Genomic DNA, 26,983 nt, shown 5'->3' on the forward strand with positions numbered 1-26,983 from the left:
TCTTTTTTTCTAAAAAAAAACATCCATAATGCATCCTAAGCTTCAACACAAATTATGAATTAAAGTTGTTTTTGGAATGAGGTCGGGTTTTTAAGACCGAATCTTTTTAGACGTTTTCATTAAGACGGAGGTTTCTATGGTAACAGCGAATTTTGCCGCTATCGCCGGATTCAGCTTGATCGCTGTCGCGCTTGTTGCTGTTTTCTTTTCTCCTTACCGTCGTTGGCTTGGTTTTATGCTTGCAGGGATGTTCTTTTGGGGGCTATTGGAAGTGGTCCGTTTTGGAGTTCAAGTCACTTTTGAAATGCCAGTCACATATAGTTATTTAACTGCACTAAGTCTAGCGATGGTAATGGTTACATTTATTTTGTTACGTGAGGATAAACAGGCACAAAAGGCTTTGGCAAATCGCCAATATATAGAACACACGCCAGTATATGAAGATGATCAGCAGCAATGTTCTAGCCGATAATTAAATTGTTATCTAACGGTAAAGAGGTATGCACAGCATGCCTTTTTTATTTACGAAACGTGATTTTTATTATACAAAGCATTTATTAAAAAATAGCCAGTTATGCTACGATAGACGCGTCTGTTGACGTTTCATCTAGATTGCGTTGCCAGCTAAAAATTATCAGTTGATGCACAAAACACAAGCAATGGTATGTCCTTGTTGAGTTTTGCTCTAAAGTTTTCATAAAAATACAATAGGCGTGAATGTTCATGAAACTTTCTTCTATACCTGTAGTCAAGTTACCTCTCGTTGATGTCAGTACAGACCCGTTAGATTTATTGGTAGCAGGTTTAGTGCTGCGTATGAAGCAATTGGCACGTACTAGCCCTAAGTTTATTGAATTGATTCATGACCGCGCTTTCCGTATTCAGATCGGTACGGATTTAGGTGTTGCACGTCAGATCATTATTAATAATGGACAGATCGATACTGTTGCAGGTGCAGCTGAAAAAGCTGATTTTATCTTGCAGTTTGCAGATAGCGAACAGGGTGTAAAAACTTTGATTAAAGGTGACCCAACAGCATTTATGACAGGTATGCAAAACGGCAGCATTAAAATGGAAGGTGACTTCAGCCTATTGGTTTGGTTTAACCAAGTGGCTAGACTCATTCCACCTAAGTTGCCAAAACCAGTTAAAGATAAAGTACGTCAGGCACGTGCTTTTATTAAAGAGAAAACTGGTCGTTAATCGCCAGATATAAAAAAAACTCCCGTTCGGGAGTTTTTTTATATCTACGCTTCGACTTCCAAGTTAAACGTAACTGGACCATCATTAATTAAATGAACTTTCATATCGGCTGCAAAAATGCCGGTTTGAACTTTTTCAAATTGTGAATGTGTATATTCAACCAGCTGTTCATATAACGCTTTGGCATCTGCTGGCGGCATGGCTGGACCAAAATCTGGACGTAAACCTTTTTGGGTTTGAGCCATAAGGGTAAATTGTGAAACAAGCAGGATTCCACCATTTGCTTGAGAGACATTCCAGCCCATTTTGCCCTGTTCGTCATCAAAGATACGATATTTCAAAATCTTATCAATAAGCTTTTGGCCAATCGCTAAAGTGTCATCTCGGCCGATGCCTAAAAAAACCAATAAGCCTTGTTGGATTTCACCGGTAGTCTCACCGTCAACCACCACTTTAGCTTCAAGAACTCGTTGTATTAAAGCACGCATAGTTAAAGCAAATTTCTGCAATTGATTGAATTGGCGTAGTTTAGCAGAAATTAAATTAAATGATTTTTAAAAGGAAATTTCACAGAGCTGCAACAATGGTCTAAAAGCTCGCAATTCATTTATAAAAATATGCTTTAATGCTAAGAAGCAAGCGAATAATCACTGACTATGTCTCCAATTATCCATTCTTTACTAGATACAGACTTGTACAAATTTACGATGTTACAGGTGGTTTTGCATAAGTTTCCGCAAACACATAGTGTCTATCATTTCCGCTGTAGAAATTTAGAAGATACTGTCTATCCACTAGTAGATATTTTGGATGATTTAAATCAGCAACTCGACTATTTATGTAGTCTTAAATATAAAGAAGACGAGCTTCAATATTTGCGTAAATTACGCTTTATCAAAAGTGACTTTGTTGATTATTTAGAACTGTTTCAACTGAAGCGACGCTTTATTCGGGCTAGCATCGATGCGGAAGGTCGTTTGGATATTCATATTGAAGGTCCGATGGTCCAAGCCATGATGTTTGAAATTTTTGTATTGGCAATTGTAAATGAACTTTATTTTAGCCGTATTAAAAACGATGAAGTATGGGCTGAGGGTGAACGCCGTTTACAAGCTAAGCTTGAATTGGTTCAGCAATATGAAAAAACTCAAAAACCGAATGACCCGCCATTTTTAGTCTCTGATTTTGGTACACGTCGCCGTTATAGCTTCGTATGGCAAAAGCATGTTGTGGCAGCTTTTCATAAAACCGTGCCAAATGTATTCCGTGGTACAAGTAATGTGTTACTTGCTAAAGAGTTAAACATTACGCCAATTGGCACCATGGCCCATGAGTTTTTACAGGCTTTTCAGGCACTTGATGTCCGTTTGCGTGACTTTCAAAAAGCTGCTTTAGAGACGTGGGTTCAAGAATATCGTGGAGATTTAGGAATTGCTTTGACTGACGTTGTTGGTATGGATGCTTTCCTCCGAGATTTTGATCTGTATTTCGCCAAACTATTTGATGGCTTACGTCATGACAGTGGTGACCCATATGAATGGGGTGATAAGGCCTATGCGCACTACCGTAAATTAAAAATTGATACTAAAACCAAAATGCTGACTTTTAGCGATGGCCTTAATTTGCCAAAAGCATGGGAATTGCATCAATACTTTAAAGACCGTTTTCAGGTCAGTTTTGGTATTGGAACTAATTTGACCAATGACATGGGCCAAAAGCCGCTCAATATTGTGTTGAAACTAGTCGAATGTAATGGTCAGTCAGTTGCGAAAATTTCTGATAGTCCCGGTAAAACCATGACTGATAATGATACTTTCTTGGCTTATTTACGTCAGGTTTTTGAAATCGAAGAACTTGAAGAAGTCGTTTAAGTAAAAAAGTAGTCTCACTATTTTGTATTTTTTAAAGTAAGAATGCTGATATCTGATTTTCTGCTAAAGAGTAGCAGAAAATCAGAGTTTGATAGATATATGCTTATGCTAATATGAAATTAAGCTGGTATAAAAAGAAACCATGACGATGACACTCCCGGATTTTAAACTCGATTTATTAATAGAAGCAGAAGAATTAGTGCCTTATTTAGGCAATGAATATATTCGCATTGTAGATTTGAGCCGTGCTTCTGTTTATGAGCAACTCCATATCCCTCATGCCATTCACTTAAAGCCTAAATGGTTAGTGGCTCAACAAGAAGAAGCCACTGGTATTTTGCCAGATGAAGCGGGTTTACAAGCACTGATTGAAAAACTGAACATTTCGCCAAATCATCATGTGGTGGTCTATGATGACGAAGGTGGGGCATGGGCTGGGCGTTTAATCTGGAATTTGCATTGCTTAGGATTTACGCGCACTAGTTTAATTAATGGCGGTATTCATGCGTGGTTAGGAGCAGGATTGCCGACCACTGCCGACATTGAAGAACTTCCTCGGGTTGATAATTTAATCCAGATTGATTTATCGCATGCTGCTCAGTTCCGAGTGAATTATGAAGAACTACGAAACCAAGTCGAACAAGAAAATGTTCAATTGTGGGATTGCCGAACGAGTGATGAATATAGTGGTGTCCGTTTAGCAGCGCGACGCGGCGGTCACATTCCAAATGCCCTCCATTTTGAATGGAGTACTGCACTTAATCGTCAAAATCATCTAAAATTGCATCCGCTTGAACGCACGCGGCAGCGCCTTGAACAATTAGGGTTTGATTTACAGCAACCCGTAGTTGTGTACTGCCAGTCACATCACCGTTCCGGTTTAGCCTATATTTTGGCTAGACTCTTGGGCTGGGAAGCAAAAGCCTATGATGGTGCGTGGAGTGAATGGGGCAATCGCCTCGATAGTCCTATTATTACTGGAGAATCACCGTCGTGAGTTTCACATCTCGATTAAAAAAAGAATTATTTATTAAGGCACAAAACCTTGTACCACAGCATCAATTGAGCCGTGTGGTTGGTAAAGTTGCTGCGAGTGAAAATCCAGTTGTGAAAACTGCTGTTATTCATGCATTTAAAACTAAATACGGGATTGATTTATCGATTGCTGAACAAGGCAACGCACTAAAATATAAATCTTTTAATGACTTTTTTACTCGTGCTTTGAAAGATGGTGTTCGTCTGGTTGACGAAAATGCAGATAGCATCGTGTCACCTGCTGATGGTGCTATTTCTCAGATTGGTAAAATTACAGCGGGTGAAGTATTTCAAGCAAAAGGCCAAAGCTTCTCTGTAGAGAAACTCATTGGCGACCCACAACTTGCTCAGCCATTTCAAGAAGGTGAGTTCGCGACAGTCTATCTATCTCCACGCGATTACCACCGTGTACATATGCCGTTTGCAGGTACATTAACTGAAACTTTGTATGTACCGGGTGAGCTATTTTCGGTAAATCAGGTGACTGCTGAAAATGTACCGGGACTATTTGCCCGTAATGAACGCATGGTGTGTTTGTTTGATACTGAACTTGGCCGTATGGCTGTTGTGTTAGTGGGTGCAATGATTGTTGCAGGTATTGAAACTGTGGCAACAGGTAAAGTAAAACCTTCAGGTCGTATCGAATTACAGCATCATCAGTTGAAGCTGGAAAAAGGTGCCGAACTTGGACGTTTTTATTTAGGTTCTACGGCAGTTATTTTATTTGAAAAAGATAAGATCGAATGGGAACAACGTTTTAAAGCTGAGTCTGTAGTTGTAATGGGCGAGCGTATGGGACATACAGTTTAGTCACTTTTATAGCCTGTATAATACAAATAAGCCCTGAATTTAATTATTCAGGACTTATTTTTTGATTTAAATTATATAAAAGTAAAATATATAACTGTGTTTATATTTATATTATATGGAAATATAATTTTTATTAAGTGATCTAAGTTAGTACGTTATATGAACTAGGCTATTCATATGTGGCTGAAGAGAGCAAGAATATTAATATGATTGAAAATTAATAAATAAAAATAGAAAGAAATATTTAAGTTAGACTTAAGTCGTAATTTTAATTTTATTTGAAGATAAGTTATTAAATATAAAAAAATTATTTAATTTTATAAATATGAAGTGCTTTTTAGATATTGCACAGCCTTTAGCCTTGGCACAATGCTTGCTAACTATTCAGGATCTTACTGTAATTTTCATATTTTTTAGGTTCTGAAATCATGTTAAAAGTTAAACGTCTGACAGCTTCGGTTTTATCTGTACTTTGTATTTCACTCAGCCATGCCAATGATTTTAAAGTTTTAAATCAAATTTCAAAACAGCCTACTCAACTTCAAAGTGGCGAATATAAAGGTAATTATTACGTTCCATCTACTTTAAATACCATTACATGGGGCTATTTACCGAATCGGGAAGCCAAACCCGTACTTACTGTTCCGTCGGGTAGTGTTGTGACATTTGATACGGTTTCTCATGAAGGTTTGCTTGAAGACCAAGGGCGTAATGCTGAAAAGTTCTTTCAATCGAAAGGTGTAAAATCTAATGAAATATTGGAAGATGCAAAAACAATTACGCAGTCAAATTTAAAGCATGATTTTCATAAAGATGGTCCACATATTGTGACAGGTCCCGTTGCAATTGAAGGCGCACAGCCCGGTGATATTTTGAAAGTTGAAGTACTTAAAGTTGAGCCGCGTGTACCTTATGGTGTTATTTCAAATCGGCATGGTAAAGGTGCTTTAGTGGGGGAATTTCCTAAAAAAGCAAAGCAAGAAAATGCATCAGCTGAGCACCCTGAACGCTATGGAAATGTCTCAATTTTCACACCAATTGAAAAAAATGCTAAAGGTGAATATGAAGGTGTATTAAAAACAGAATCGGGTAAATCAATACGTTTCCCGCTGTATCCTTTTATGGGAATTATGGGTGTAGCAGCCAATACTTCTGAGCCTGTTCACTCTGTACCACCTGCGATGTATGGCGGAAATATTGATATTAATGAACTAGGCGCAGGTTCAACAGCCTATTATCCTGTTCAGGTCAAAGGCGCGTTATTCTATACGGGTGATAGTCATTTTGCTCAAGGGGATGGAGAAGTAGCATTAACTGCACTAGAAGCTTCAGCACGTGCGACACTAAAATTTACCTTGCTCAAGGCCGGTAAAGACAAAATACCGGGCAAAGATTTAAAACAACCTTTAGCTGAAAATGCTGAGTTTTGGATAACGCCGGGACTTGATGAAGATTTAGATGAAGCCATGAAAAAATCTACACGTGAAGCTATTCGTTTCTTAAATCAAGAATATGGTATTGATGAAGCAACAGCGTATGCGTATTTAAGTGCTGCAACTGATTTTGAAGTTTCACAAGTTGTAGATAAAACCAAAGGGATCCATGCAAAAATCAGAAAAGCTGATTTTAAAGAGTTTGATAGTAAATAATAAAAAAGGGAGCTTAGCTCCCTTTTAAATTATTTAGTCCAACCATATTTTTTGAAAATAGTATTGCCTTGCTGAGACGATAAAAACTCTACAAAGCGTTTAGCTTCAGCATCTTTTAAACTATGCTTTGTTAAAGCAACACCTGTATCGCGATAGACAACTAGTTCTTTCTCTATAGGTATAATTTGTCCAACATCTGGGTTACTAATTCCCCAAATATTAAAGACTAACCAAGCATCGTAGCTACTATTTTCTTCCCAGTTTTCCTTGGCAATACCTGTATTGGCTGCATAGGTGGCAATATTTTTTCTGAAAGATTTGGTTAACTCAATATTTCCAGTTCTACCCGCAATATCCTCCCACATACCGACTTGACCTGCGCCATGTGTAACTAAAACCTTAATGTTGGATTTAGCTAGGTCTTTAAAACCTTTAATATTTTTAGGATTCCCTTTTCTCACTAAAATGGCTGCAGGACGTAAATATAAAGGTTCCACCGAGTCTTTTATAATTTGTGCAGAAAAAGCATTTTCGAAATCAGACATCATGGCTTCGGAACCACTATATATAATATCGGCATCTAATTTAGCTTGGTCAGACCATTGAGAAGTAGGACCAGATGTCACATGGACAGCTATTCCAGTTTTATTGGTGAATTGTTTGGCGGCTTCTTTCATTGCGGGTGCTGGCCCACCAGGACCATATATATTAATGTCTGCCATAGTATTGATCGGTATATAACAGAGAGTTAAGGAAATTAGATATGGTATAAATTTATATTGTTTTAACATTTTCATAGCTATAGTAATTAAGAAAATATCAGCATATATTTTTTATTATTTAAGTTGGATTAATTTTTGCAACGATATTTATAATACCTTTCTTTAAAATATATTTTAATTAAATTTTAAGTGGTTATATATAAATGTAATTGAGTTTGAATTGAATATAAATATAGATAGTTTTATGGTAGTTTAGATTTTATAAATTGATGATTTAGATAGATATAATGTAAATAATAGAGGAGTAATCCCTTGATTAGAAAAAGTAATTCTTTTTTTAAAATTTTATTTAGCAGTGCTTGTTTAGTGACTGGTGCTGCTATGGCTGCTCCAATTACAGATTTGAATAAGCAAATTGTGAGCGAAAAACCGGGTTCAATATTGTCGCTAGAACAGCAAGCTGTGACGGATTTATTTCCTCATGCAGATCAGCGCTTGTTGGTAAATTATCGTAGTCGAGGTATTCAGGGCGAACCTATTGTTGCATCGGCTTTTATTTTATTACCCAAAGGCACCCCTCCAAAAAATGGCTGGCCTATACTCGCTTGGGCACATGGTACGACTGGAGTCGCCGATACTTGTGCGCCTTCGGGTGATTATGTGGGTGGGCCAGTTCATTCATATCAAGAAGTTGCCTCAAAAGCCTTAGATAGTTGGCTTGCACGTGGCTATGCAGTTGTCGCACCTGATTATCAGGGTTTAGGTACATTAGGCGCGCATCCCTATATGAATGCAAAGAGCCAATTGCATACGGTGGTCGATGCAGTGCGTGCATTACATCTACTTAAACCCAAGAGCTTTAATAAACAGTGGTTGGTGATGGGGCATAGCCAAGGCGGAGCTGCGGCAATTGCAGTGTCTGCCTATGGTCAAAAAGATGCACCTGAACTAGATTTAAAAGGCGCGATAGCGCTTGCTCCGGGTGGCTATCAATATGAAGGTATTGCAGAATATGTGCAGAGTCATCCAAACCCAGAACCTAGCGTAGCTGCTTTCTTCCCGATTGTGCTATTAGGAGCACAAGCAGCAGAGCCGAGTATAGTTCCTGAGAATTTAGTCAGTCCAGAAATGAACGCGGTGCTGACTCAAGCGCACAGCCGCTGTTTATCTGAACTTCAAACTGATTTAAAGAAATCTCCGTCTAGCATATTTCGACCTGACGCTGATTTAAAACCTCTCTTGGCTTATCTAAAACAACAGTCGATTGAAAATATGGTGCCTACCGTACCGTTAATGATTGTTCAGGGTTCTAAAGATCATTTAGTCGATCCGAGAGGGACATATGCCTATTATCAACAGCTATGTAAATTAAAAAAACCAACGATATATCAAACGATTGATGGCGGAGATCATCGTGATGCACTACGCCAGAGCAATACTTTTGCTACTAACTTTTTAAATGTAATAGAGAAAAACCAAAGTAAGTTCTATTGCTCGACTTCTAAGTAAATTGGTTTAAATGCTAAAAAAGCCGACTTTTCATGAGTCGGCTTTTTATATTTGAAGGGAGATAACTTTAAGCCATGTTATATAGTCTTTCTTTAGGAAAAACCACTGTAAAAGTTGAACCTTCATTTTCTTTAGACTGGACATCTAAATAAGCGCCATGTTGCATCAATACATGCTTCACAATGGCCAAACCTAAACCTGTACCGCCTGTTTGACGACTACGGTCGCTGTCAACACGATAGAAGCGTTCAGTCAGTCGTGGCAAATGTTTAGGGTTAATCCCGATACCTGTGTCTTGTACGCTAAAGTAGGCATGTTCACCATCATCATGCCAGCCAATAGTAATCGTTCCACCTTTTGGCGTGTATTTGATGGCATTGGTAATTAAGTTACTAAACGCGCTGGCGATTTCCATGTCAGAACCAATCAGGTCACAGTGACTATCAATATGTAAATTGAGTGTATGGCCATAATCGGCATTGTAGGCCTGAGCATCATCAAAGAGTTGATTCATTAAACTCGGCATTTCAATAATCTGATTTTTTGCAATTTTCTTATTATTTTCTAAATTCGATAACAGCAGTAAATCATTCACCAAAGCATTCATACGTTTGGTTTGTGACTGCATCTGATCAAACGCACGTTTCCAGCGTGGACTAATATCTTCTTGATCGGTAAATGTCTCGATATAACCACTCAGTACAGTTAATGGTGTACGAAGTTCATGAGAAATATTATCTACAAAGTCTTTACGCATTTGCTCAAGGTTGTGCATACGAGTAACGTCGTAAGCCACCAATAAACGGCTTTCTCCACCAAATCGTGTGAGCTTGACCTGCACATATCGGTCATCGTCAAAACTCGACTGTAGTTTAATACCGTCGGGTGCTTGATCAATATTGTTAAAATATTCAATAAAGGTCGGCTGGCGTAAAATCGTTAATAAATTTCGACCACGGTCGAGAGGGCTGATACCCAACAAACGTTCAGCAGCAGGGTTCCACCATTCAATTTTATGTTGATCATCAATGAGGACAACTGCTTCGGCAAGTGCAACTAAAGAAGACTGAGCGCGATCAATTAAACCGACCATTTCTGCTTGAACGATTCGTTCCTGACGCTGGGCACGGTAAACATTAAACAATAACGCTCCCCAAATCCCATTTAGGTTTGGAGGAACGTCATAAGGTTTATTTGCAATCCAGTCATTGACCAGATAAAGCGAACGCAACTGGAGTGTAAAAAACACCACAAAGGCGATAAAAATACAGCTCCAGAAATACCCAAGGCCTAAACCGACTAAACCGGCAATAATTATAAAAAATAATAAAAGCCGTAAATCTTGTTTAGCAAACGTCCATAAACTACTGTAGCGGGAAAGCTTTTGTTCACGTACCTGTTCGGGGACGGGGTAGGGTTCATACATAAATCTTGGTTAACCTGCGGCTAAATCTGCACGTGTTGAGAAGCGGTAGCCAGTTCCACGTACGGTCTGAACAAATCGGTCAACACCAAAAGGTTCTAAAACTTTACGCAAACGACGGATGTGCACATCGATAGTTCGATCTTCGATGTATACATTACCGCCCCACACCTGATCGAGCAACTGGGCACGTGTATATGCACGCTCTGGATGGGTCATAAAAAACGCAAGTAAGCGATATTCAGTTGGGCCCATATCTAAAATGCTGTCGCCAAAGCTTACACGTTGGCTTACAGGATCAAGAATTAAACCATTGGCGTCAATCATTTTTTCGCCACTTAATGCATTTGCACGACGCAGAACCGCTTTAATACGTGAAACCAGTTCACGTGTTGAGAAAGGCTTCGTCATGTAATCATCTGCGCCAGCATCCAGACCTTGTACTTTGTGGTCTTCTTCTCCGCGAGCGGTAAGCATAATTACTGGAATTTCTGCTAAGTTCTCATCACGTTTTAAGCGGCGACATAAATCGACACCACTTACGCCTCCAGGTAACATCCAATCGAGCAAGATAAGCGCCGGACGTTGGTCGACGATAATTTGATGAGCTTGTTTGGCATCTTCTGCCTGCAAACATTGAAAGCCTGCCATGTCCAAAGAAGTATGGATCATTTCACGAATAGGAAGCTCATCATCGACAATTAAAATATAGTCATCTTTCACAGCGCAATATCCTATAGATTTAACGGTGAACCGTTTTGTAGTTATGACAGGCTTATTACAAAGATTAATTATGACAATTTCATTGCAGAAAAGTCTATAAAATTGAATTTAGCAATAATTTGTGACAAAAGTAAGGCAAAGGTGTGACCGAATGATGACATGAAAGCTTAAATATTCTTAAAACCATTCAATGAGTTATCATCTTCAAAGCTTAACTGGTTTCGCACATTTTAGAGTGTCAAAAAACTTTAATATTATTTTGAAACCTTGGCCAATAAAGATAAGAAAACAATACGGCATGCGGTTAAAACCTGTTCAAGAGACTGCTCAAAGCCTCCCATGACCCATCGAATCGCAATTTGAGTGACATATCCATTTAAGCCTGTCGCGATTAAAGAGAGCTCATTTTCGTTGTGTTGGATTTGCGGCATGGTCAACATAACAAAGGCCTGAATCATTCGATCAAACTGTGCGAGCGTTTCTTGAATGGTGGCCTGATTATGTAATTCTTGTACCAGAACTGCGTCAACATAGACAATGCGAGCTAATCTTGGGTCGTCTTTTAATGTCGTCAGCAGTGCCCTTAACCCAGCATCGACCATTTTTTCTGGATCTGGTGTCGCTTTAATGACGGCTTGCATCAGGTTTTGCTGTAATTCTTCAATCATTTTTAAAAAGATGGTTTGAAATAAATCTTCACTCTTCTTAAATGATTCATAGAAATAGCGTTCTGTGAGTTTTGCCTCTTGGCAGACATCCTTAACCGTCACGGAAAAAAAACCGAGTGTTCCGTAGGTCGCGATACCAGCTTCAATCAGTTTTTCTCGGCGTGCCTCTTTACGTTCAGATAGAGATAACCCTTTGAACTGACGTTCTTTACTCACAGTTTTTGTTTTCTTTTTACTGGTTGAGTCGTTTGTCGCCATAAATAAATTGTTTCCTAAAGAATGGTTTCCTAATTTATAGGTTTTGGCCAAATATACTTACTATGATAAAGCCCTCAGCAGAATTGTGCCATTCTATCTGAAATTACAGTGTACTATATTGACAATGGATATTGTCAAAATTATATTAAAGATGTCTAAGCTGCACATGCAATGAACCGATTGTGCAAATATCGAAAAACAAAGGATGGACAATGAAAAATTTTAAAAACAAAGTCGCTGCAATTACGGGCGCAGGTTCTGGCATTGGGCAACAACTCGCAATTCTTTTGGCAAAACAGGGCTGCCATCTTTCGTTGAGTGATATTAATGAGAAGGGATTAGAGCAAACCGTTGAGCTTTTAAAACCGTATAGCACGATTACTGTGACGACCAAAAAGCTTGATGTTTCTGACCGTGAAGCGGTAAAGCAGTGGGCCCAAGAAACTGTTCAAGATCATGGGTCAGTTAACCTGATTTTTAACAATGCTGGTGTAGCCCTAGGTTCAACTGTTGAAGGGGCGACCTACGAAGATTTAGAGTGGATCGTTGGGATTAACTTCTGGGGTGTAGTGTACGGAACGAAAGAGTTCTTACCGTTCATTAAGCAAACTCAAGATGGCCATATTATTAATATTTCAAGCCTATTCGGTTTAACAGCTCAACCAACTCAATCTGGCTATAACGCGACTAAATTTGCTGTGCGTGGTTTTACCGAGTCATTGCGTCAAGAGTTAGATATTGAAAAAAGTGGCGTAAGCTCTTTGTGCGTGCACCCAGGTGGAATCCGCACCAATATTGCTAAATCTGCAAAAATGAGTGATAGCTTGAATAGTTTGGGTATGGACCCGACTAAATCGATTCAAAATTTTGACAAGTTATTACGTACTCCACCTGAAGAGGCGGCTCGTCAAATTTTACAAGCAGTCTTAAAAGATAAACGTCGTTTATTGATTGGTAGTGATGCAAAAATTCTTGATGCATTCCAGCGTTTATTCCCGACTGGATATCAACGTGCTTCTACCATTGTGACCAAGTTAATGAAATAATTTTAAAGTCAAAAAAAGCCATCAATTGATGGCTTTTTTTATAAGAATTGATTGGTTCTAAATAAGAACTTTGATCTTCTTTTTCTTCCAGATGAATTGGTAATAGAGCCCTTGAATAATACATAAACTGACAAATGCCAAGGCATAAGCAACCCAGATCCCTTTAAGCCCCCACATTGAGCTAAACCAGTAAGCACATGGAATCTCAATAAACAAAATGGCAGAAATATTTATAAGCATTGGGACAGTCACGGTACCGCTGGCACGCATGATCGATGCAAAAATGGCACCCGCACCAAAGAATAAAATTGCCCAAAGCACAATAAATAAAAGTTGCTGGCCCAATACCACCACGGTTGGGTCGGTAATGAACAGAGCCATGAGATATTTTGAAAATAGATAGCCAAGTGCAATTAAGGTACCCGTAAATAAAAAGTTCATGCCTAGGGCAGTACGAGTCACACGAGACAACAAGTCAGATTTACCTGCACCAATTGCTTGGGCTGCAAAAATTGAAGCCGCAATTGAAATAGAGATTGCAGGGAACTGAATGTAATTGAGCACCTGATTTACCGCACCATATGCTGCTGTAGCATGTGAACCATAATGGTTAACCAACCCAACAATAACCAAGCCAGCCATTGAGGTCGTAATCATTTGAATGCCTGTTGGGACGCCTAAGCGCAAAATGATTTTGCTCAGTTCTGGATTATGACGGATATGTTGCAGAAGCTGACGATTCGGCCGAAGTGGATGCTTTTTCCTGTTTAAGTAGATGGCAAGAAAAATCAAAATAGCCACATAACCCGTGATCGTTGCAATTGCTGGAGCAATAATTCCCAGAGCTGGTAAGCCAAAATAACCTTTAAGCAATATCGGGGTAATCACCAAACCAATAACGCTAGTTAAAGCAAGGGCAAGTAAAGGCGTGGTACTGTCGCCTACACCACGTAAAATTGAAGTATAGATAATATAAACAAAAAGAAGCGGGCTGCCTGCCAGCATCCACTGCACATAAGGCAAAGCAAGATGCATTACCTTGGGGTCAGTGCCTAATAGTTCTAAAATATCATGGGCAAAACACACACCAATGATCGCGGTAATTACTCCACCAATCAGTGTCATAAAGAGGGTGGAACCCACCACACTTTGGACTTTTTCAATATTTTGCGCGCCCCATGCTTGCCCTACTAAAACAGTCGTACCTGTTGAAATGCCGATAATAAAAGCGAGTAGCAAAAATAAAATAGGGAAAAAAACAGAGACGGCAGCAATCGCATCTACCCCCATCATTTGACCAACAAAGATGGTGTTAATCGTTCCGGACAAGTTCTGCAAAATATTGGTTGCAATCAGGGGTAGCAAGAAAACAAAAAATGTTTTCCATAGATTTTGCTGATGAATTAAAGACTGTCTTGGTGGCATGCATTCTCCATCGCCCATCTCTTTGATGAGCGGGGCAGATATCCAACTTAGCATAGTTAGAGCAAATGGCTTGTAGTGTTTTTACTATGCTAAGTGGCTAAATTTATTAACATTGATTCAGAATTTCTCCTGCTTTTTGCAATGTCTCATCATTTTTAGCAAAGCAGAAACGAATCAAACGCAAAGACTCCGGCGCTTGCTTGTAGAAAACCGAAACTGGGATAGCCACAATCTTATGTTGTTCTGCTAGAAACTGGCACATTTCAACATCGTTTAAGTCGGGTCTAATTTGACTGTAATCGAGATTTTGGAAATAAGTACCTTGAGACGGTTTTAGCAAGAAACGGCTATGGTGAATCGCCTGATTAAAACGATCTCGCTTAGTTTGGTAAAACTGTGGAAGCTCTTGAATATGTTCTGGATGTTGCTCCATATATTGCGCTAGAGCAATCTGACAAGGTGTCGTGCCACAGAAATTCGCATATTGGTAAATTTGGCGGAATAAACGCATTAATTCAGGTGAAGCGACACAGTAGCCTGTTTTCCAGCCTGTTACATGAAAGGTTTTTCCAAAAGAACCAATCACAAAACTACGCTCTCTGAGCTCTGGAAAATGCAATGCGCTGAAGTGTTGTTGACCATCAAAGACCAAGTGTTCATAGACCTCATCAGATAAAATCACAATATTTTTATCTTGAATCAGTGCAATGAGTTCTAACCAGTCCTGTTTATCCCAGATTGTGCCTGTTGGATTATGGGGAGTATTCACCACAATCATTCGAGTTTTATCGTTAATCAGATCTTTAACCTGTTGCCAGTTCACCTTAAAATCGGGTGCTTCAAGAGCGATGTGAATGGCTTTACCACCTGCTAACTGCACGGATGGGCCGTAGCTGTCGTAACTTGGATCAAAAATAATGACCTCATCACCCGCATTAATGCATGCCTGTATGGCACAAAAAATTGCAATGGTTGCGCCGGGCGTAATGGTAATTTGAGTGACAGGATCAAGTTGAAGTTGGTCGCGTTGGTGAAATTGTAAAGCAAGCTGTTCACGTAAAGCGAGAATACCATCGCCAGGTGGGTATTGATTATGCCCAGCCAAAGTCGCCTGAGATAAGGCTTCCAGTAAGGCCTGTGGTGCCGGAAAATCTGGAAAACCTTGTGACAGGTTGAGTGCACCTAGTCGATGTGCCATTGCCGTCATGGTGCTAAAAATAGTCACGCCTTGAGTGGCCAATTTTGACTGAAGCTGTAGCATATTGTTCTCTTATTAAAAATATTTAAAGTTATAAAATTGATTCAATCACTGCCCGAATTACACCGAGTGTTAAACCAATAAATGCCCCGACTACAACGCCGTTCACACGGATCATATGTAAGTCGCCACCGACTTCGTTTTCAATTTTTCCAATCATTTCGCGCGAATCCCATTCATGAATGCGTTCGCTGACATAGCGGATGATTTTATGGCTATATTGATCTGTAAAAGTCAGCGCAAGGCCTGTCATTTCTTTGTTCAACACTTCACGTACTTTGGCATTTTGAACAAGATTTTCACCTAGTTGCTGAATAGCAGCCCGAAGGTTCATTGCAATACCTGAGTCTTTTTTCATTAAATCTTCTTTAATGGCATCACACAAAATGGTGACGGCACCACTGATAAAATTTAGGACTTGAGGGCTGTCTAAAAGAGCATCTTTACCGCTATTTAGGCGTTGGCTAGCAGCACTGTCTGGTTTTGCCAGCTCTAGCATGAGCGAGTGGGCAATGGTTTCAATTTCTTGTCGCCATGGGTGTTCATGGTCTGCTAGCATCGATTCTACTTTTTCAACGAGTGAGTCGATGGTGCGTTGTTGAACATCAATACCAATCCAGCTTGCGCCTTTTGCAAGTGACCAGACACCAAGCGCTTTAAACATCTTTCGGGTCAATTCACGGGTTTTATCTGGGTTTTGTACCACCCACTCATGGGCGATATCGAGTCCACGCTGTAAAACGTCTTGATGGAAGTCATTTTCCAATACCGCGCGGAGCATTTCACTTGCGAGTTTATTGACTTCGGTATTACGCACCCACTGCACACTATTGTTTTGCACAAAATTGGCAATTTGATCTTGGCTAACAAACTCAAAAATTTTCGGAACGGTTTGCTGAATAAGCTGTACCACTTGCGTATTGTTTTGTGGACTTGCTAGCCATTGACCAATTGCGAGGCTTAAGTCAGTTTTTTCTAAGCTTCGTTCTACAACTTGAGGCGAAAGAAAATTTTCCTGTACAAAACGGCCCATTGACTCTGCAATGCGTGCTTTGTTTCGTGGAATAATCTCGGTGTGGTCCCTTAAAAATTTAGGAATCGGTAACTTACCAAAAGGGTTCCGAAATAGAACTGTAATCGCGTACCAGTCGGCTAAACCACCTACCACGCCGGCTTCAGCCCCTAACATCAAAATATGAATAAAACCTGTGTACTCTGGCAGAAAACGGTCGGCTACCATCAGTGCAACCCACAGCACAACGACAATAATAAGCGCTAGAGTGGCAAAATATTTGCTACGTTTAAGACTGGGCACGTGGTGGACTTCTTCTGCCATGTTCATAAATTTATCCTATTCATTTTTGTTTTACTGGAGGCTCAGGCGGGGGCAACAGCTCTCCTGTCGGACTCAATCCATATTTTTGTCCGATTGATTTCAAGATCAAGGTTGCATCAAAAGCATCCTGAGGAGCCTGCTTCTGATCCCGATAACATTCAATAGTATACGACACTTGAACAGGATCGATATTGACCACTTGTGGGTAATCATAGAACGGATCATGCCAGAAACCAGGGTAACGACGACCGTAACCATATGGGTAAAAACTTGGAGCAGATGGGTAAACCACAGCTTGACGTGGCGGTTTCTGACTTTGATTACTTGGATCATTTTGCACTTTAAAAAAGCGGAAGCCTTTTTGTACTGTCGTTTGTGCTGATTTTACCAAAGTGATTTCTTCAGCTGCACCATAGCTCATATTCGGGTCGGCTTGAAAACTAATCCGAAAAGTTTGGGCATTTAAAGGATATGCTGAAAACTGACCAAGCTGATCAAAGGTTCTTGGTTTGTTTGGAGTCGTTGCACAAGCAGTTAAAGTTAAGGCAGTGCCTAAGGCTAAACAAAAAGAGAGATATTTCATGATGAACTCCCAGCTAAGCATTAAAAAATAAATGACTCAGCGTTAAAAATTAAGAAGTTTTAAAAACTACTGTTCGGTTCTAATAAAAATTCGGTTTCCTCTGGAGTGGAGACACGTCCAAGAATGGCATTGCGATGAGGATAACGACCAAAGCGATCGATAATCACTTTATGCTTTTTCTCAAAGCTTAAATTAATTTCATTGCCGAGGCGTTGAAATAGTTTCAAGGCAAACTCATGGATCAATTTTGATTCACTATGCATAAACGGCATATATAAAAAAGAGCGTTGCTCTGGATTAAGCTGTGCATCTAATTGCAAGCTAATTGTTTCTTGTGCTAAAGCTAAAGCAAGGCTGTCGTAAGCAAAAGATTGTGGTTGATCACGATAAATGTTGCGAGAAAACTGGTCTAGTACAATAATCTCTGCCAGACGGCCTTCAGCCGTTTTTCGCCAAGACCAGAGTTCTGCTTGAGTTGCCTGTCGATGAACGTCAGAAAAATTTCCACAAATTTTTTTGTCAAAATCATCACTTTTTGCAAACCAAAGTGAACGGTGTTCAGGTGAAAACCAGAAGTTTAAAATGTCTTGATCGTTCATGATATTGACAACTCTTTAGCAATTATTCTTCAATAAAATCACAATTCTTTCGTGTCTTAAATAACAAGATTGTGATAAAAATTGCCAAACTGGAATGATGTGATTATATAAATAGCCGTATCATCTCACGATTTTGTATATAGTGATCTTTAATAAGCGAGCAAATGCATGAGTCAACCCACTACACCATCTCAATCAGTTATTCCTGCTTGGGTGGATTCGTCGCTACTACAAGGCATGTTACGTGGAATAGAGCGTGAAAGCCTACGTATGCAAAGTAATGGGTTCTTATCGCAAGAGTTACATCCAAAAGCATTAGGTTCGGCTTTAACACATCCGCAAATTACGACTGATTATTCAGAAGCATTGATGGAGTTTATTACTTCTCCAAAGCCAACCATTGGTGAAGCTTTACATGAGCTCACAGATATTCATGCAATTGTGCATCGTCATTTAGAAAATGGTGAAAAACTTTGGCCGCTATCTATGCCATGTATGTTAGATGACAATGAAGAACGGATTCGTCTAGCGCAGTATGGCACTTCTAATATTGGTCGCTTTAAAACACTATACCGTCGTGGGTTAGGAATTCGTTATGGTCGTCGTATGCAGACGATTTCAGGTGTGCATTACAATTTATCTTTTCCAGATACGCTTTTTGCTGAGTTGCAAGCTCACGAAACTGACGAACAATTAAAATCATTAAGTTTGCAGGATTATCGTAGCCATCGTTATTTTGGTCTTATTCGTAACTTTATCCGTTTAACACCACTGGTTATGTTCTTGGTAGGTGCCAGTCCAACGGTATGTCGTTGTTTCTTGACCGGACATAAACATCAGTTGTTGCCTTTAATCAAAGGTTCATACTATTTACCGTATGCTACAGCTTTACGTATGGGGCGATTGGGCTATCAAAACTCAGCCCAAAAAAGCTTAGGTATTCATTACAACAATTTATGTGGCTATTTGGATGGTTTACAAAAAGCCGTTCATTCTCCTTACCCACCATTTAGCCGTTTAGGGTTAAATGATGCCGCTGGTGAGCCGTTGCAAATTAATGATCATGTTTTGCAGATCGAGAATGAATATTACAGTCTCGTACGTCCAAAACAGGTGCCTCAAGCAGGTGAAACGCCGTCTCAAGCCTTGAAAAATCGAGGAGTGGGTTATGTTGAACTACGTGCTGTTGATGTAAACCCATATTCGTCAATTGGCGTTGATGAAACGACAGCTGGCTTCCTTGAAGTGTTAGCACTTTATTGCTTGTTAAGTGATAGCCCAGAGCTGTTAGGCCCTGAGCAAGATTTGATTGAAAAGAACCAGACTGAAGTGGTGAATCGTGGCCGAGCGCCGAATGCAACCATTACAGATTTAAACGGGTCTTATCACATCGAAGATTGGGCACGTTTGTATATTGCTCAAATGCAAGATTGTGCGCAGTTACTCGATCAGACCTATGCAACAGAACTGTATGGTTCTGCATTAGCGATCATGCAAGCACGAATTGATGAAGTTGATGAAACTTTGTCAGCCCATGTGATTGACGATACGTTAAAGCATGGTGGAACTTGGAGTTTTGGTAGCCACATGGCCCAGTTACATGCTGAAAGTTATGAGGAGCATGAGCTTAGTGTGGAAACCTTGAAACATTTTGAGCAATTGGCTGCACAATCTTTACAGCAGCAAGAACAACTTGAGCAAGATACTCAGGTCAGTTTTGACCAATATCTTGAACAATATCGATAATAAAATGAGGTTTTACATGCGATTAAGTTACCGTTTGGTGAGTGGACTACTTGTTTTAGCAAGTATTGTCGGCATGTCTTTTGCGTTGTATCTGGAACATGTAAAAGGTTTAGAGCCATGTCCGCTCTGTATTTTTCAACGTGTTGGCTTAATGGCAATGGGCCTTGTGGCACTGATTGCATTTTTGCATAACCCTGTTTCTAAAGCGGTTAAACGCTTTTACGCATTTTTGGCTGGCATCGCAATTTTATGGTCAGTGGGTGTAGCAGGGCGTCATGTCTGGCTACAACATTTACCACCTGATCAAGTACCAAGCTGTGGTCCGGGCTTAAACTATTTAGTTGATGCCTTACCAATGAAAACAGTTTTGCAAGAAGTATTGTCAGGTTCAGGTGAATGTGCAGCAATTGACTGGACCTTTTTAGGCCAGTCTTTACCAGTTTGGTCATTGGTCTATTTCATTTTGCTATTACTCGTATGTTTATGGCAATTGTTCCGCTTCTACCCAGTGTTTAAGACTGCTAAAAAAGAGTTTAAATAGATTAAAAAAAGCCCAACATAATGTTGGGCTTTTTTTATTGTTTTAGAATTAATCAAAATATAAAAAAATGAATTAAAAAAAAGCATAATGATATAGACAGATAGGTCTGTTTTTTATAAAGTGCAGCCGTTTTATATCCTTATGATTATAAAAAATGTTTTTTAATATCTTTAATGTTTTGGAAAAAATAGGATTAAGTGCACAGAAACGTGCGATCCACGTGCAATTTTCTAATGAATTGCTCAATCACCAAGTTTTTTTACAACGTATAGAAGGCCAACATCAGCTAAATGGGGGAATTGAAGCTGAGTTAATTTGCCTTTCGACGAGTGCCCAAATTGCATTGAAGCAGTTTATAGGCGTTCAGGTGGCTGTTGATCAGGTTACAGATTCTGGACTATTATTTCGAACTACAGGAATTGTGACTAAAGCCAGCTATGGCCAAAGTGATGGCGCTTTAACGCTTTATAAATTGACCTTAAAAGACGCGACAAATTTATGGCACAAACGCCGTAATAGTCGTGTTTTTATGAATAAAAGTATCGTAGAAGTCACGGAAGTTCTATTCAAAGAATGGCAAGAAAAAAGTCCACTTTTTGCGACAAGTTTAAGCCTAGACCTGAGTGGGTTAAGCCAGAGTTATGATACTCGTCCATTTATCATGCAGCATAATGAATCCGACTATGACTTTCTTACGCGTTTATGGCGAAGTGAAGGTGTCAGTTGGTTAATTGATGAATCAGAGCTTTTTGTTCCTCATTTTACTGCTCCGGTACAGGCCCAAAAGCTTAGATTAATTGATGATAATAGCCAGTACCAAGCTTTAGCACGTCGTAGCATTCGCTATCACAGAAGTAGTGCAACAGAATATCAAGATAGCATTACAGGTTTTGTTGCGGTGCGGAGTTTGCAACCGACTGCGGTACATGTGCAACGCTGGCAGCCCGATGCCTTAGCACAAGAAGAAGGCGCTGGTTCCGTCATCACTACCCATACACATTCAGATAACTTTGATTCGGCGAGTTTAAGCCTTGAGCAAGCATGGCACATGAGTCCAGCTTGGATGCAAGATTTAAAAGGTGAGGATCAAGCTACTGCTTCAACTAGTAATCAGCTAGAGAAATTGAATCAGCAGTTTAATGACATGTATGCGAGTCAGGCTAAATACTTTAAGGCTTATAGCAGTGTCAGAGATAGCCAAGTTGGCTATTGGTTTAATCTTCGAGAGCATCCTGAAATTGATCAGCATGAAGGGGTTGATCAAGAGTTCCTGATTATCGCTAAAAATTTCTACAACCAAAACAATTTACCAAAAGATTTGCATCAGCAAGTTAGCCAGTTGTTAACCCAAAGTCGTTGGGATAAACATGGTTATGAAGATATTGAGCGTCAAGGTAATGAGCTGACCTTAATACGCCGTCAAATTAAAACTGCACCTGAATATAATCCAGAACAACATCGACCAATTGCCTACCCACAAAGAGCGAAAGTCGTGGGGCCAGAGGGAGAAACCATTCATGTTGATGAATGGGGGCGTATTAAGGTACGTTTTCTGTTTACCCGTAGTGATGATCATGGCCATGATGGTGGGGCAGGCAGCAATGACAATGATACCGACTCGGCTTGGGTCGATGTACTGACTCCGTGGGCGGGTGAAGGCTATGGAGCACGCTTCTTACCGCGTATTGGTGAAGTAGTGGTCATTGACTTCTTTGATGGCAATATCGATCGTCCATTTGTGACGGGACGAATCCATGAAGCGCAGCGTTCACCAACCAAGTTTGATGTGAAAGGACAGCTTCCTGATACTAAAAAACTCAGCGGTATTCGTAGTCAGGAAGTTAGTGGCAGTGGGTTTAACCAATTACGATTTGATGACACAACAGGGCAAATCAGTACCCAACTACAAAGTAGTCATGCAGCGACGCAACTGAACTTAGGTAACTTAAGCCATCCTAAAGAACAAGCAACCAGTCAGGGTCGTGGTGAAGGCTTTGAGCTGAGAACCGATGCGTGGGGAGCTGTGCGTGCGGGCAAAGGCATGCTCATCAGTACCTATGCACAAGAGCAGGCAATTGCAGATCATTTAGAAGCTGCACAAGCTCAATCCTTACTTTCACAAGGCTATGAAAGCATGAAAATGCTCAGTGAAGTTGCAGCCAAGCAACAAACTGATGCTTTGAACGTGATTAACCGGTTACCCAAATTCATCCAATCACTTGAATTGAAAACCACGGGGCAGGCATTAAATAGTACGGTAAATCTATTTAAAGAAGGGATTAATAACGATCCTATTCATGCATTAAAAGATTGTGGTGGTTTTATTCAAGACATTGGTGCACTAGGTGGCGATGCAAAAGGAGTTGTAGATGAATTTAATACTTTCTTTAGCGATGCTAAAGATGCTGTAGAGAATTTAAAAGCCTTTATTGAAAATGTTGAAGAACATGGCGCTGACATTGTTAAAGGTAAACTCGCAAGCATTAAAGATCGAATTCATCAAAATCCATTTGAAAGTCTTAAAGAGGTCAGCAAAGTCTTAGGGAATGTCGAGACTAAAGATTTTGACTTGATGAGTGTATGTGGAACTTTTAGTAAAGGCAGTAAATTGGAAGTGACACCTTCTAAAGCATTGGGTTCTTTACAAGGCTTTATGGAGGGTTATACCCAAGGTTTAGAAAGTAGTTCGGATGTGAAACAGCAAGAACAAGGCAAAATCTTTAGACAAGCTCTGATGTTATTAGCATCGCCAAATGGCATTGCTCTAACAACACCTGAAAATATTATTTTGCAAGCTTCGCAAGATATTGCTGAAAGTGCCAGCGGTTCAATTAATTTGAGTGCGCAGAAAAATATTATTGGGCATGCACAAGAAAAAATCAGTTTGTTTGCTGCACAAAAGGGTTTTCGGGCTTATGCAGCAAAAGGAAAGCTCGAGCTACAAGCGCAAGATGATGCTATTGAAGCCATTGCCAAGAAGGTCATTAAGCTCATTTCTACTGAAGATAAAATCGAACTTACGAGCCCAAAAGAAATCGTATTAACAGCGGGTGGGTCGCAGCTCAAAATTAATGCGGATGGCGTATTTTCAACAACAGGCGGTAAGTTTGAAAGTAAAGCTGGGCAGCATTTGTTTACGGGTGGGGCAACAGTAAATGCTGAGTTGCCGAAAATGCCAGCAACAGGGATGTATAGTATGAGATTTGATTTAAGTGAGATATTTGATACTAAAATATTAAAAAATATGAAATATAAATTGATTAATCACTCTAAGAAAATCGAAGCAGTATATGAGTTTGATCAAGCAAGTAGCGCGAGAGTTTACAGCGATTCTGTTGATAATGTAGAACTGGCTTTAGTACCTGGAGCTTATTTAACAGAGATTAAAGAGTTAATTTCTGAACAGGAAGCTGAATCACTAGACGGTGAAGAGATTGATGGCTGTGGGTGTGGAGAAGAGCATGAACATGATTGAAATATTTAAACGAAAAACAACGCAAGTTTCGAGATTCAATATGAAAAAGACTTTTATATCAATTTTTTTATTGAGCACAATTATTTTTAGTTTTAATCTTTACGCAAATGACGATACTTTTGTAGTTTCGGCGAAATGTAAGGATGAATATAATTCTAGTTGTGACATTGTGAGAACTGTAAATGCTCAGAATGAAATAGTTATAAAAGGTGTCAAACTTTTAAATATTTCAAAAATAAATCAAAACTTATATAAAGTAAAAACATCTTGTGGGTCTCCATGTTCAGTTACGCTTTTCTATAGTCAAAATAAAGAGGATTCCACAGACGAATTTATTGCCATTGATAATAAGAATAATTGTTTGATTGAAAGTGATAGTGAAAAGAAAGTCATTTATGCAAGAAAATTGTTTACAAATAAGGCTAGAAAGATTGTCAATTTAAAAACTAAAGAATTTAATGGATTGATAGAAAGATTTGATTATTATAGTTATTTCAAAAAGATGAGTTCTTTTTCACCTGATGGTAGTTTAAATTTAATAGCAAATAATGAATCAACCGTATTAGCTAATAAAAAAATAGCTAATCCATGTGGAGAATAACGATGAGTTATTCTGAAGAATTTATTGATTTTATCGCAACTATAAAAGGCGAAGCGGGTATTTGTGGAGACATTTCAAAGAGAGCCGTTGCACATTGTATAATGAACAGAATAGGTTTTGGTGAATGGGCTCAACACACAAGTATAATGGGATATTTAAAAAATGATTTTGATGCTTTAACAGATGAAACTGATGCTGTTCGGCAAGTTAGATTGGAAATGAAATCTAATAAAATTTCTAAATCTACTCAGCATATTATTGATTTGGTGTCACCAATTTATAATAGACAAGAAGAGGATTTTACAAATGGCATCGTGCTATATTGGAGCCCACAAGCACAAGCACAACTACATAAAGATAAGCCGAAAATTTATAAGTATCCACCAGCATTTGTAAACTCTGAAACGGAAAAAGTTGAAATAAAAGGTACTGAAAATGATGATATGAGTTGGCATAGATACAAAGGTACTTCACGGTTTTACTTGCAATTTGTAGATAAAAGTACTCACCCATTAGCTAACTCTAGAGTAGATATCGGTTACAAAAAAACAAAAGTAGTGCCAACTCTTAGTAATTTATTGACAAATAGTCAAGGAAAAATTAGATCTATTTTAGTGAAAGGAGGATGGGGAGCAAGGATTACCGTTGATGGAGAACCTGTTGTTGATAATAATCAAAAGCCAGTACTATTAATTGCTGATGGTAAAAATCATTCCGCAGTTTTGGTGGTTGCAAATGGTATAAGTGGAATCAAATCCCAAACAGATATCCATACCCAACAACCGACTCCTTCGCAGAAATCGGAGCCTGTGAAAGTAGACAATAAAGCAAGTGTTGAGCAAAATGCGAAAGTGAGTAAAAGTAATGATCAGCAAAAAAATGTTAATTTTAGTATTAAGGTCATAGACAGTGAAAATAAAGTGATTCCAAATTTTTCCTATTTTCTGAAATATAAAAATGCAGAAAAGAAGCATAGTGTAGGTGCTAATGGTATTGAAAATAGCTTAACAGCATTAAGTGGCGAGGAGATTACATTTTTAATTAGTGGGCTAGACTCAAAACAAGAAATTATTCGTTTTACAGCACAAGAAGGTATGGGCGAAAAGACGATAAAGCTTAATTTACATACTTTTAATATTCTTTTCAGACATAAAGATACGAAAAAACCTATAACAAATTTGAATTTAATTCAAAAATATAGAAATCAGCTAAAGCAAAAAAAGACTGATGGTAATGGAAAGATAACTGTTAGTGCAATGCCAGGATTCGAGCTGAATTATAAATTAAGAGATGAAAGGAATTTATTAACTATCAAAGTTGATAAAAATAAATCGCTTCGTATTATTGATGTTGATTCTTCAGCAATAGAACAAGCATCAAAAAATATAAAGACAGGTGCTAAAGTTGTAGAAATACCTCAATCTAAACAACCCGTTCCTTCATCAAAACATAAGCAACCTGTTGATAAGCCAGTTGAAACTCATGACTCTACTCCTAAGAGAGATGAAAACACTGCGGTAAGTAAAGATGGTCATCCCAAAATGGTGGTTAATGATAGTAGAGAAGTTGAATTTACAGTTTTAACTTATGACATTAAAACTAATCAATTATTTAATGGTGGTAGTTATATTGTTGAGTATAAAGGAACAAAACGTAGTCATGTCAGTGGTGCAAATGGGCTAGGTAAAAAAATTCATAAGGGAGTAATAAATGAATCTATTAGGATTATAGTTTTGGAATCCAATAAAGAGAAAATTATTTTTGATGGAAAAATTGAAAATAGTATGGCAACGATTAATTTGAAAATTCAAAAAGCAGAAGTAGCTAAGGTTGAAGGAGTAAGTGTTCTATTTAGCGGAGTGAATGAAGAGTGGAGACGAAAGATTGTTTCTGAAAAAACCAAAAAAATATTAGCATTTTTAGCTAAAGAAGCGGGAATGAATAAAATATATATAACAAGCACAATTCGAACAGCTGAATCTCAAGCTAACGCAATGTATAGTCAGAATATTAGGTATACTGCACCGGGAGAAGAAGTAAAAAAAGTCAGAGATGAATGTAAAGCCAAGAATATGACGAAGGAACAAACCATTAGTAAAATGGTAGAGAAAATTATTGAATTACAAAAACAAAATAAAAAAGTTTCCAAACATTGTGTCAGTACTGAACAATATAACAAGGTTAATGTAGTAGATATAGGATTAAATAGTAATGGTTTTGGTACTAATAGTCACTTGAATGCACAAGGGAAAAAATTTAAGCAAGCCTGTAAGGATGCTAAGCTTAATGGTATCATTAGTGGCTTTATTTCTGGGGATGAACCTGGAGAAGGTGCAATGCATATAGAGATAACCCAATGAAAAATACCTTATTATTAATACTAGTCTTATTAATTTCTGGATGTTTCAATACAGCTAATACAGCTAATACAGCTAATACAGCTAATACAGCTAATACAGCTAATACAGCTAATACAGCTAATACAGCTAATACAGCTAATAC

At 38.8% G+C, this 26,983-nt stretch carries 23 protein-coding genes; 13 read left to right on the plus strand and 10 right to left on the minus strand.

The window, feature by feature from the left end:
• The first annotated feature begins 136 nt into the window (after window positions 1-136).
• Together aciT and BMW38_RS14120 are read left to right on the plus strand one after the other, a co-directional pair.
• Window positions 137-472, plus strand: coding sequence for a ciprofloxacin tolerance protein AciT (gene aciT / locus BMW38_RS14115; RefSeq protein WP_002119105.1), 336 nt, complete (start codon window positions 137-139; stop codon window positions 470-472).
• Between the two features lie 251 nt (window positions 473-723).
• Window positions 724-1,203 carry a hypothetical protein gene (locus BMW38_RS14120; protein ID WP_035366362.1) on the plus strand — a complete coding sequence of 160 codons (480 nt, stop codon included), beginning with the start codon at window positions 724-726 and terminating at the stop codon, window positions 1,201-1,203.
• A gap of 44 nt (window positions 1,204-1,247) precedes the next feature.
• On the opposite strand, the gene dtd is transcribed toward BMW38_RS14120, so the two are convergent.
• On the minus strand, window positions 1,248-1,691 hold the full coding sequence (gene dtd / locus BMW38_RS14125; RefSeq protein WP_003654183.1) for a D-aminoacyl-tRNA deacylase: 444 nt from the start codon (window positions 1,689-1,691) through the stop codon (window positions 1,248-1,250).
• 168 nt (window positions 1,692-1,859) lie between these two features.
• Here dtd and pncB point away from each other — a divergent pair, with 168 nt between their 5' ends.
• The 4 genes from pncB (at window position 1,860) to BMW38_RS14145 (ending at window position 6,568) form a co-directional block, all read left to right on the plus strand.
• Window positions 1,860-3,074 (plus strand): nicotinate phosphoribosyltransferase, encoded by a 1,215-nt coding sequence (gene pncB / locus BMW38_RS14130; RefSeq protein ID WP_092709172.1) that lies wholly within the window; start codon window positions 1,860-1,862, stop codon window positions 3,072-3,074.
• A 148-nt stretch (window positions 3,075-3,222) separates the two neighbouring features.
• Window positions 3,223-4,071, plus strand: a complete 849-nt coding sequence (locus BMW38_RS14135; protein WP_092709175.1) for a sulfurtransferase — start codon at window positions 3,223-3,225, stop codon at window positions 4,069-4,071.
• Window positions 4,068-4,919, plus strand: a complete 852-nt coding sequence (gene asd / locus BMW38_RS14140) for an archaetidylserine decarboxylase (protein WP_004790127.1) — start codon at window positions 4,068-4,070, stop codon at window positions 4,917-4,919. The genes BMW38_RS14135 and asd overlap by 4 nt, the downstream gene beginning before the upstream one ends.
• 428 nt (window positions 4,920-5,347) lie before the next feature.
• Window positions 5,348-6,568 (plus strand): acetamidase/formamidase family protein, encoded by a 1,221-nt coding sequence (locus tag BMW38_RS14145; protein ID WP_092709178.1) that lies wholly within the window; start codon window positions 5,348-5,350, stop codon window positions 6,566-6,568.
• A 29-nt stretch (window positions 6,569-6,597) separates the two neighbouring features.
• On the opposite strand, the gene BMW38_RS14150 is transcribed toward BMW38_RS14145, so the two are convergent.
• The gene (locus BMW38_RS14150; RefSeq protein ID WP_092709181.1) at window positions 6,598-7,359 is read right to left on the minus strand and encodes an AcfC family putative adhesin; all 762 of its coding nucleotides are present in this window, start codon (window positions 7,357-7,359) and stop codon (window positions 6,598-6,600) included.
• Window positions 7,360-7,602: 243 nt separating this feature from the next.
• Here BMW38_RS14150 and BMW38_RS14155 point away from each other — a divergent pair, with 243 nt between their 5' ends.
• Window positions 7,603-8,799 (plus strand): alpha/beta fold hydrolase, encoded by a 1,197-nt coding sequence (locus tag BMW38_RS14155; RefSeq protein WP_213031169.1) that lies wholly within the window; start codon window positions 7,603-7,605, stop codon window positions 8,797-8,799.
• Between the two features lie 67 nt (window positions 8,800-8,866).
• Here the strand turns inward: BMW38_RS14155 and phoR are convergent, their stop codons facing one another.
• The 3 genes from phoR to BMW38_RS14170 form a co-directional block, all read right to left on the minus strand.
• The gene (phoR, locus tag BMW38_RS14160) at window positions 8,867-10,225 is read right to left on the minus strand and encodes a phosphate regulon sensor histidine kinase PhoR (protein WP_003654168.1); all 1,359 of its coding nucleotides are present in this window, start codon (window positions 10,223-10,225) and stop codon (window positions 8,867-8,869) included.
• A 9-nt stretch (window positions 10,226-10,234) separates the two neighbouring features.
• Complete coding sequence (phoB, locus tag BMW38_RS14165) at window positions 10,235-10,945, minus strand: phosphate regulon transcriptional regulator PhoB (RefSeq protein ID WP_003654166.1); 711 nt, start codon at window positions 10,943-10,945, stop codon at window positions 10,235-10,237.
• A gap of 254 nt (window positions 10,946-11,199) precedes the next feature.
• The gene (locus BMW38_RS14170) at window positions 11,200-11,871 is read right to left on the minus strand and encodes a TetR/AcrR family transcriptional regulator (protein ID WP_003654165.1); all 672 of its coding nucleotides are present in this window, start codon (window positions 11,869-11,871) and stop codon (window positions 11,200-11,202) included.
• Window positions 11,872-12,083: 212 nt separating this feature from the next.
• On the opposite strand from BMW38_RS14170, the gene BMW38_RS14175 reads away from it, so the two are divergent.
• Window positions 12,084-12,917 (plus strand): SDR family NAD(P)-dependent oxidoreductase, encoded by an 834-nt coding sequence (locus BMW38_RS14175; protein ID WP_092709184.1) that lies wholly within the window; start codon window positions 12,084-12,086, stop codon window positions 12,915-12,917.
• 57 nt (window positions 12,918-12,974) lie between these two features.
• Here BMW38_RS14175 and BMW38_RS14180 read toward each other — a convergent pair whose 3' ends face one another.
• From BMW38_RS14180 to BMW38_RS14200, 5 genes are all read right to left on the minus strand, one after another.
• On the minus strand, window positions 12,975-14,342 hold the full coding sequence (locus BMW38_RS14180; protein ID WP_213031170.1) for an MATE family efflux transporter: 1,368 nt from the start codon (window positions 14,340-14,342) through the stop codon (window positions 12,975-12,977).
• A 106-nt stretch (window positions 14,343-14,448) separates the two neighbouring features.
• Window positions 14,449-15,603 (minus strand): pyridoxal phosphate-dependent aminotransferase, encoded by a 1,155-nt coding sequence (locus tag BMW38_RS14185; protein WP_092709189.1) that lies wholly within the window; start codon window positions 15,601-15,603, stop codon window positions 14,449-14,451.
• 28 nt (window positions 15,604-15,631) lie between these two features.
• Complete coding sequence (locus BMW38_RS14190; RefSeq protein WP_003654158.1) at window positions 15,632-16,942, minus strand: DUF445 domain-containing protein; 1,311 nt, start codon at window positions 16,940-16,942, stop codon at window positions 15,632-15,634.
• Window positions 16,943-16,955: 13 nt separating this feature from the next.
• Complete coding sequence (locus BMW38_RS14195) at window positions 16,956-17,519, minus strand: CC0125/CC1285 family lipoprotein (RefSeq protein WP_092709191.1); 564 nt, start codon at window positions 17,517-17,519, stop codon at window positions 16,956-16,958.
• Between the two features lie 59 nt (window positions 17,520-17,578).
• Window positions 17,579-18,118: a DUF924 family protein gene (locus tag BMW38_RS14200; RefSeq protein ID WP_092709194.1), complete on the minus strand. Its 540-nt coding sequence runs from the start codon at window positions 18,116-18,118 to the stop codon at window positions 17,579-17,581.
• Window positions 18,119-18,286: 168 nt separating this feature from the next.
• Between BMW38_RS14200 and gshA the strand changes: the two genes are divergently transcribed.
• The 5 genes from gshA (at window position 18,287) to BMW38_RS14225 (ending at window position 26,841) form a co-directional block, all read left to right on the plus strand.
• The gene (gshA, locus tag BMW38_RS14205; protein ID WP_092709197.1) at window positions 18,287-19,864 is read left to right on the plus strand and encodes a glutamate--cysteine ligase; all 1,578 of its coding nucleotides are present in this window, start codon (window positions 18,287-18,289) and stop codon (window positions 19,862-19,864) included.
• Between the two features lie 16 nt (window positions 19,865-19,880).
• Window positions 19,881-20,405: a disulfide bond formation protein B gene (locus tag BMW38_RS14210; RefSeq protein WP_092709200.1), complete on the plus strand. Its 525-nt coding sequence runs from the start codon at window positions 19,881-19,883 to the stop codon at window positions 20,403-20,405.
• Between the two features lie 154 nt (window positions 20,406-20,559).
• Entirely contained in the window at window positions 20,560-23,880 is a 3,321-nt protein-coding gene (locus BMW38_RS14215; protein ID WP_092709203.1) for a type VI secretion system Vgr family protein, read from the plus strand.
• Window positions 23,867-24,481 carry a hypothetical protein gene (locus tag BMW38_RS14220; RefSeq protein ID WP_092709207.1) on the plus strand — a complete coding sequence of 205 codons (615 nt, stop codon included), beginning with the start codon at window positions 23,867-23,869 and terminating at the stop codon, window positions 24,479-24,481. The genes BMW38_RS14215 and BMW38_RS14220 overlap by 14 nt, the downstream gene beginning before the upstream one ends.
• A 2-nt stretch (window positions 24,482-24,483) precedes the next feature.
• On the plus strand, window positions 24,484-26,841 hold the full coding sequence (locus BMW38_RS14225; protein ID WP_092709210.1) for a hypothetical protein: 2,358 nt from the start codon (window positions 24,484-24,486) through the stop codon (window positions 26,839-26,841).
• The last annotated feature ends 142 nt before the right edge of the window (window positions 26,842-26,983 follow it).

Source organism: Acinetobacter sp. yr461 (assembly GCF_900110445.1).
Taxonomy (GTDB): domain Bacteria; phylum Pseudomonadota; class Gammaproteobacteria; order Pseudomonadales; family Moraxellaceae; genus Acinetobacter; species Acinetobacter calcoaceticus.

What these genes read in the sequence shown, in the direction of transcription:
- aciT (WP_002119105.1), top strand. Translation starts at nt 137, where the DNA reads ATGGTAACAGCGAATTTTGCCGCTATCGCCGGATTCAGCTTGATCGCT.
- BMW38_RS14120 (WP_035366362.1), top strand. Translation starts at nt 724, where the DNA reads ATGAAACTTTCTTCTATACCTGTAGTCAAGTTACCTCTCGTTGATGTC.
- dtd (WP_003654183.1), bottom strand. Translation starts at nt 1,691, where the DNA reads ATGCGTGCTTTAATACAACGAGTTCTTGAAGCTAAAGTGGTGGTTGAC.
- pncB (WP_092709172.1), top strand. Translation starts at nt 1,860, where the DNA reads ATGTCTCCAATTATCCATTCTTTACTAGATACAGACTTGTACAAATTT.
- BMW38_RS14135 (WP_092709175.1), top strand. Translation starts at nt 3,223, where the DNA reads ATGACACTCCCGGATTTTAAACTCGATTTATTAATAGAAGCAGAAGAA.
- BMW38_RS14145 (WP_092709178.1), top strand. Translation starts at nt 5,348, where the DNA reads ATGTTAAAAGTTAAACGTCTGACAGCTTCGGTTTTATCTGTACTTTGT.
- BMW38_RS14150 (WP_092709181.1), bottom strand. Translation starts at nt 7,359, where the DNA reads ATGTTAAAACAATATAAATTTATACCATATCTAATTTCCTTAACTCTC.
- phoR (WP_003654168.1), bottom strand. Translation starts at nt 10,225, where the DNA reads ATGTATGAACCCTACCCCGTCCCCGAACAGGTACGTGAACAAAAGCTT.
- BMW38_RS14170 (WP_003654165.1), bottom strand. Translation starts at nt 11,871, where the DNA reads ATGGCGACAAACGACTCAACCAGTAAAAAGAAAACAAAAACTGTGAGT.
- BMW38_RS14175 (WP_092709184.1), top strand. Translation starts at nt 12,084, where the DNA reads ATGAAAAATTTTAAAAACAAAGTCGCTGCAATTACGGGCGCAGGTTCT.
- BMW38_RS14180 (WP_213031170.1), bottom strand. Translation starts at nt 14,342, where the DNA reads ATGCCACCAAGACAGTCTTTAATTCATCAGCAAAATCTATGGAAAACA.
- BMW38_RS14185 (WP_092709189.1), bottom strand. Translation starts at nt 15,603, where the DNA reads ATGCTACAGCTTCAGTCAAAATTGGCCACTCAAGGCGTGACTATTTTT.
- BMW38_RS14190 (WP_003654158.1), bottom strand. Translation starts at nt 16,942, where the DNA reads ATGAACATGGCAGAAGAAGTCCACCACGTGCCCAGTCTTAAACGTAGC.
- BMW38_RS14195 (WP_092709191.1), bottom strand. Translation starts at nt 17,519, where the DNA reads ATGAAATATCTCTCTTTTTGTTTAGCCTTAGGCACTGCCTTAACTTTA.
- BMW38_RS14200 (WP_092709194.1), bottom strand. Translation starts at nt 18,118, where the DNA reads ATGAACGATCAAGACATTTTAAACTTCTGGTTTTCACCTGAACACCGT.
- gshA (WP_092709197.1), top strand. Translation starts at nt 18,287, where the DNA reads ATGAGTCAACCCACTACACCATCTCAATCAGTTATTCCTGCTTGGGTG.
- BMW38_RS14210 (WP_092709200.1), top strand. Translation starts at nt 19,881, where the DNA reads ATGCGATTAAGTTACCGTTTGGTGAGTGGACTACTTGTTTTAGCAAGT.
- BMW38_RS14215 (WP_092709203.1), top strand. Translation starts at nt 20,560, where the DNA reads ATGTTTTTTAATATCTTTAATGTTTTGGAAAAAATAGGATTAAGTGCA.
- BMW38_RS14220 (WP_092709207.1), top strand. Translation starts at nt 23,867, where the DNA reads ATGAACATGATTGAAATATTTAAACGAAAAACAACGCAAGTTTCGAGA.
- BMW38_RS14225 (WP_092709210.1), top strand. Translation starts at nt 24,484, where the DNA reads ATGAGTTATTCTGAAGAATTTATTGATTTTATCGCAACTATAAAAGGC.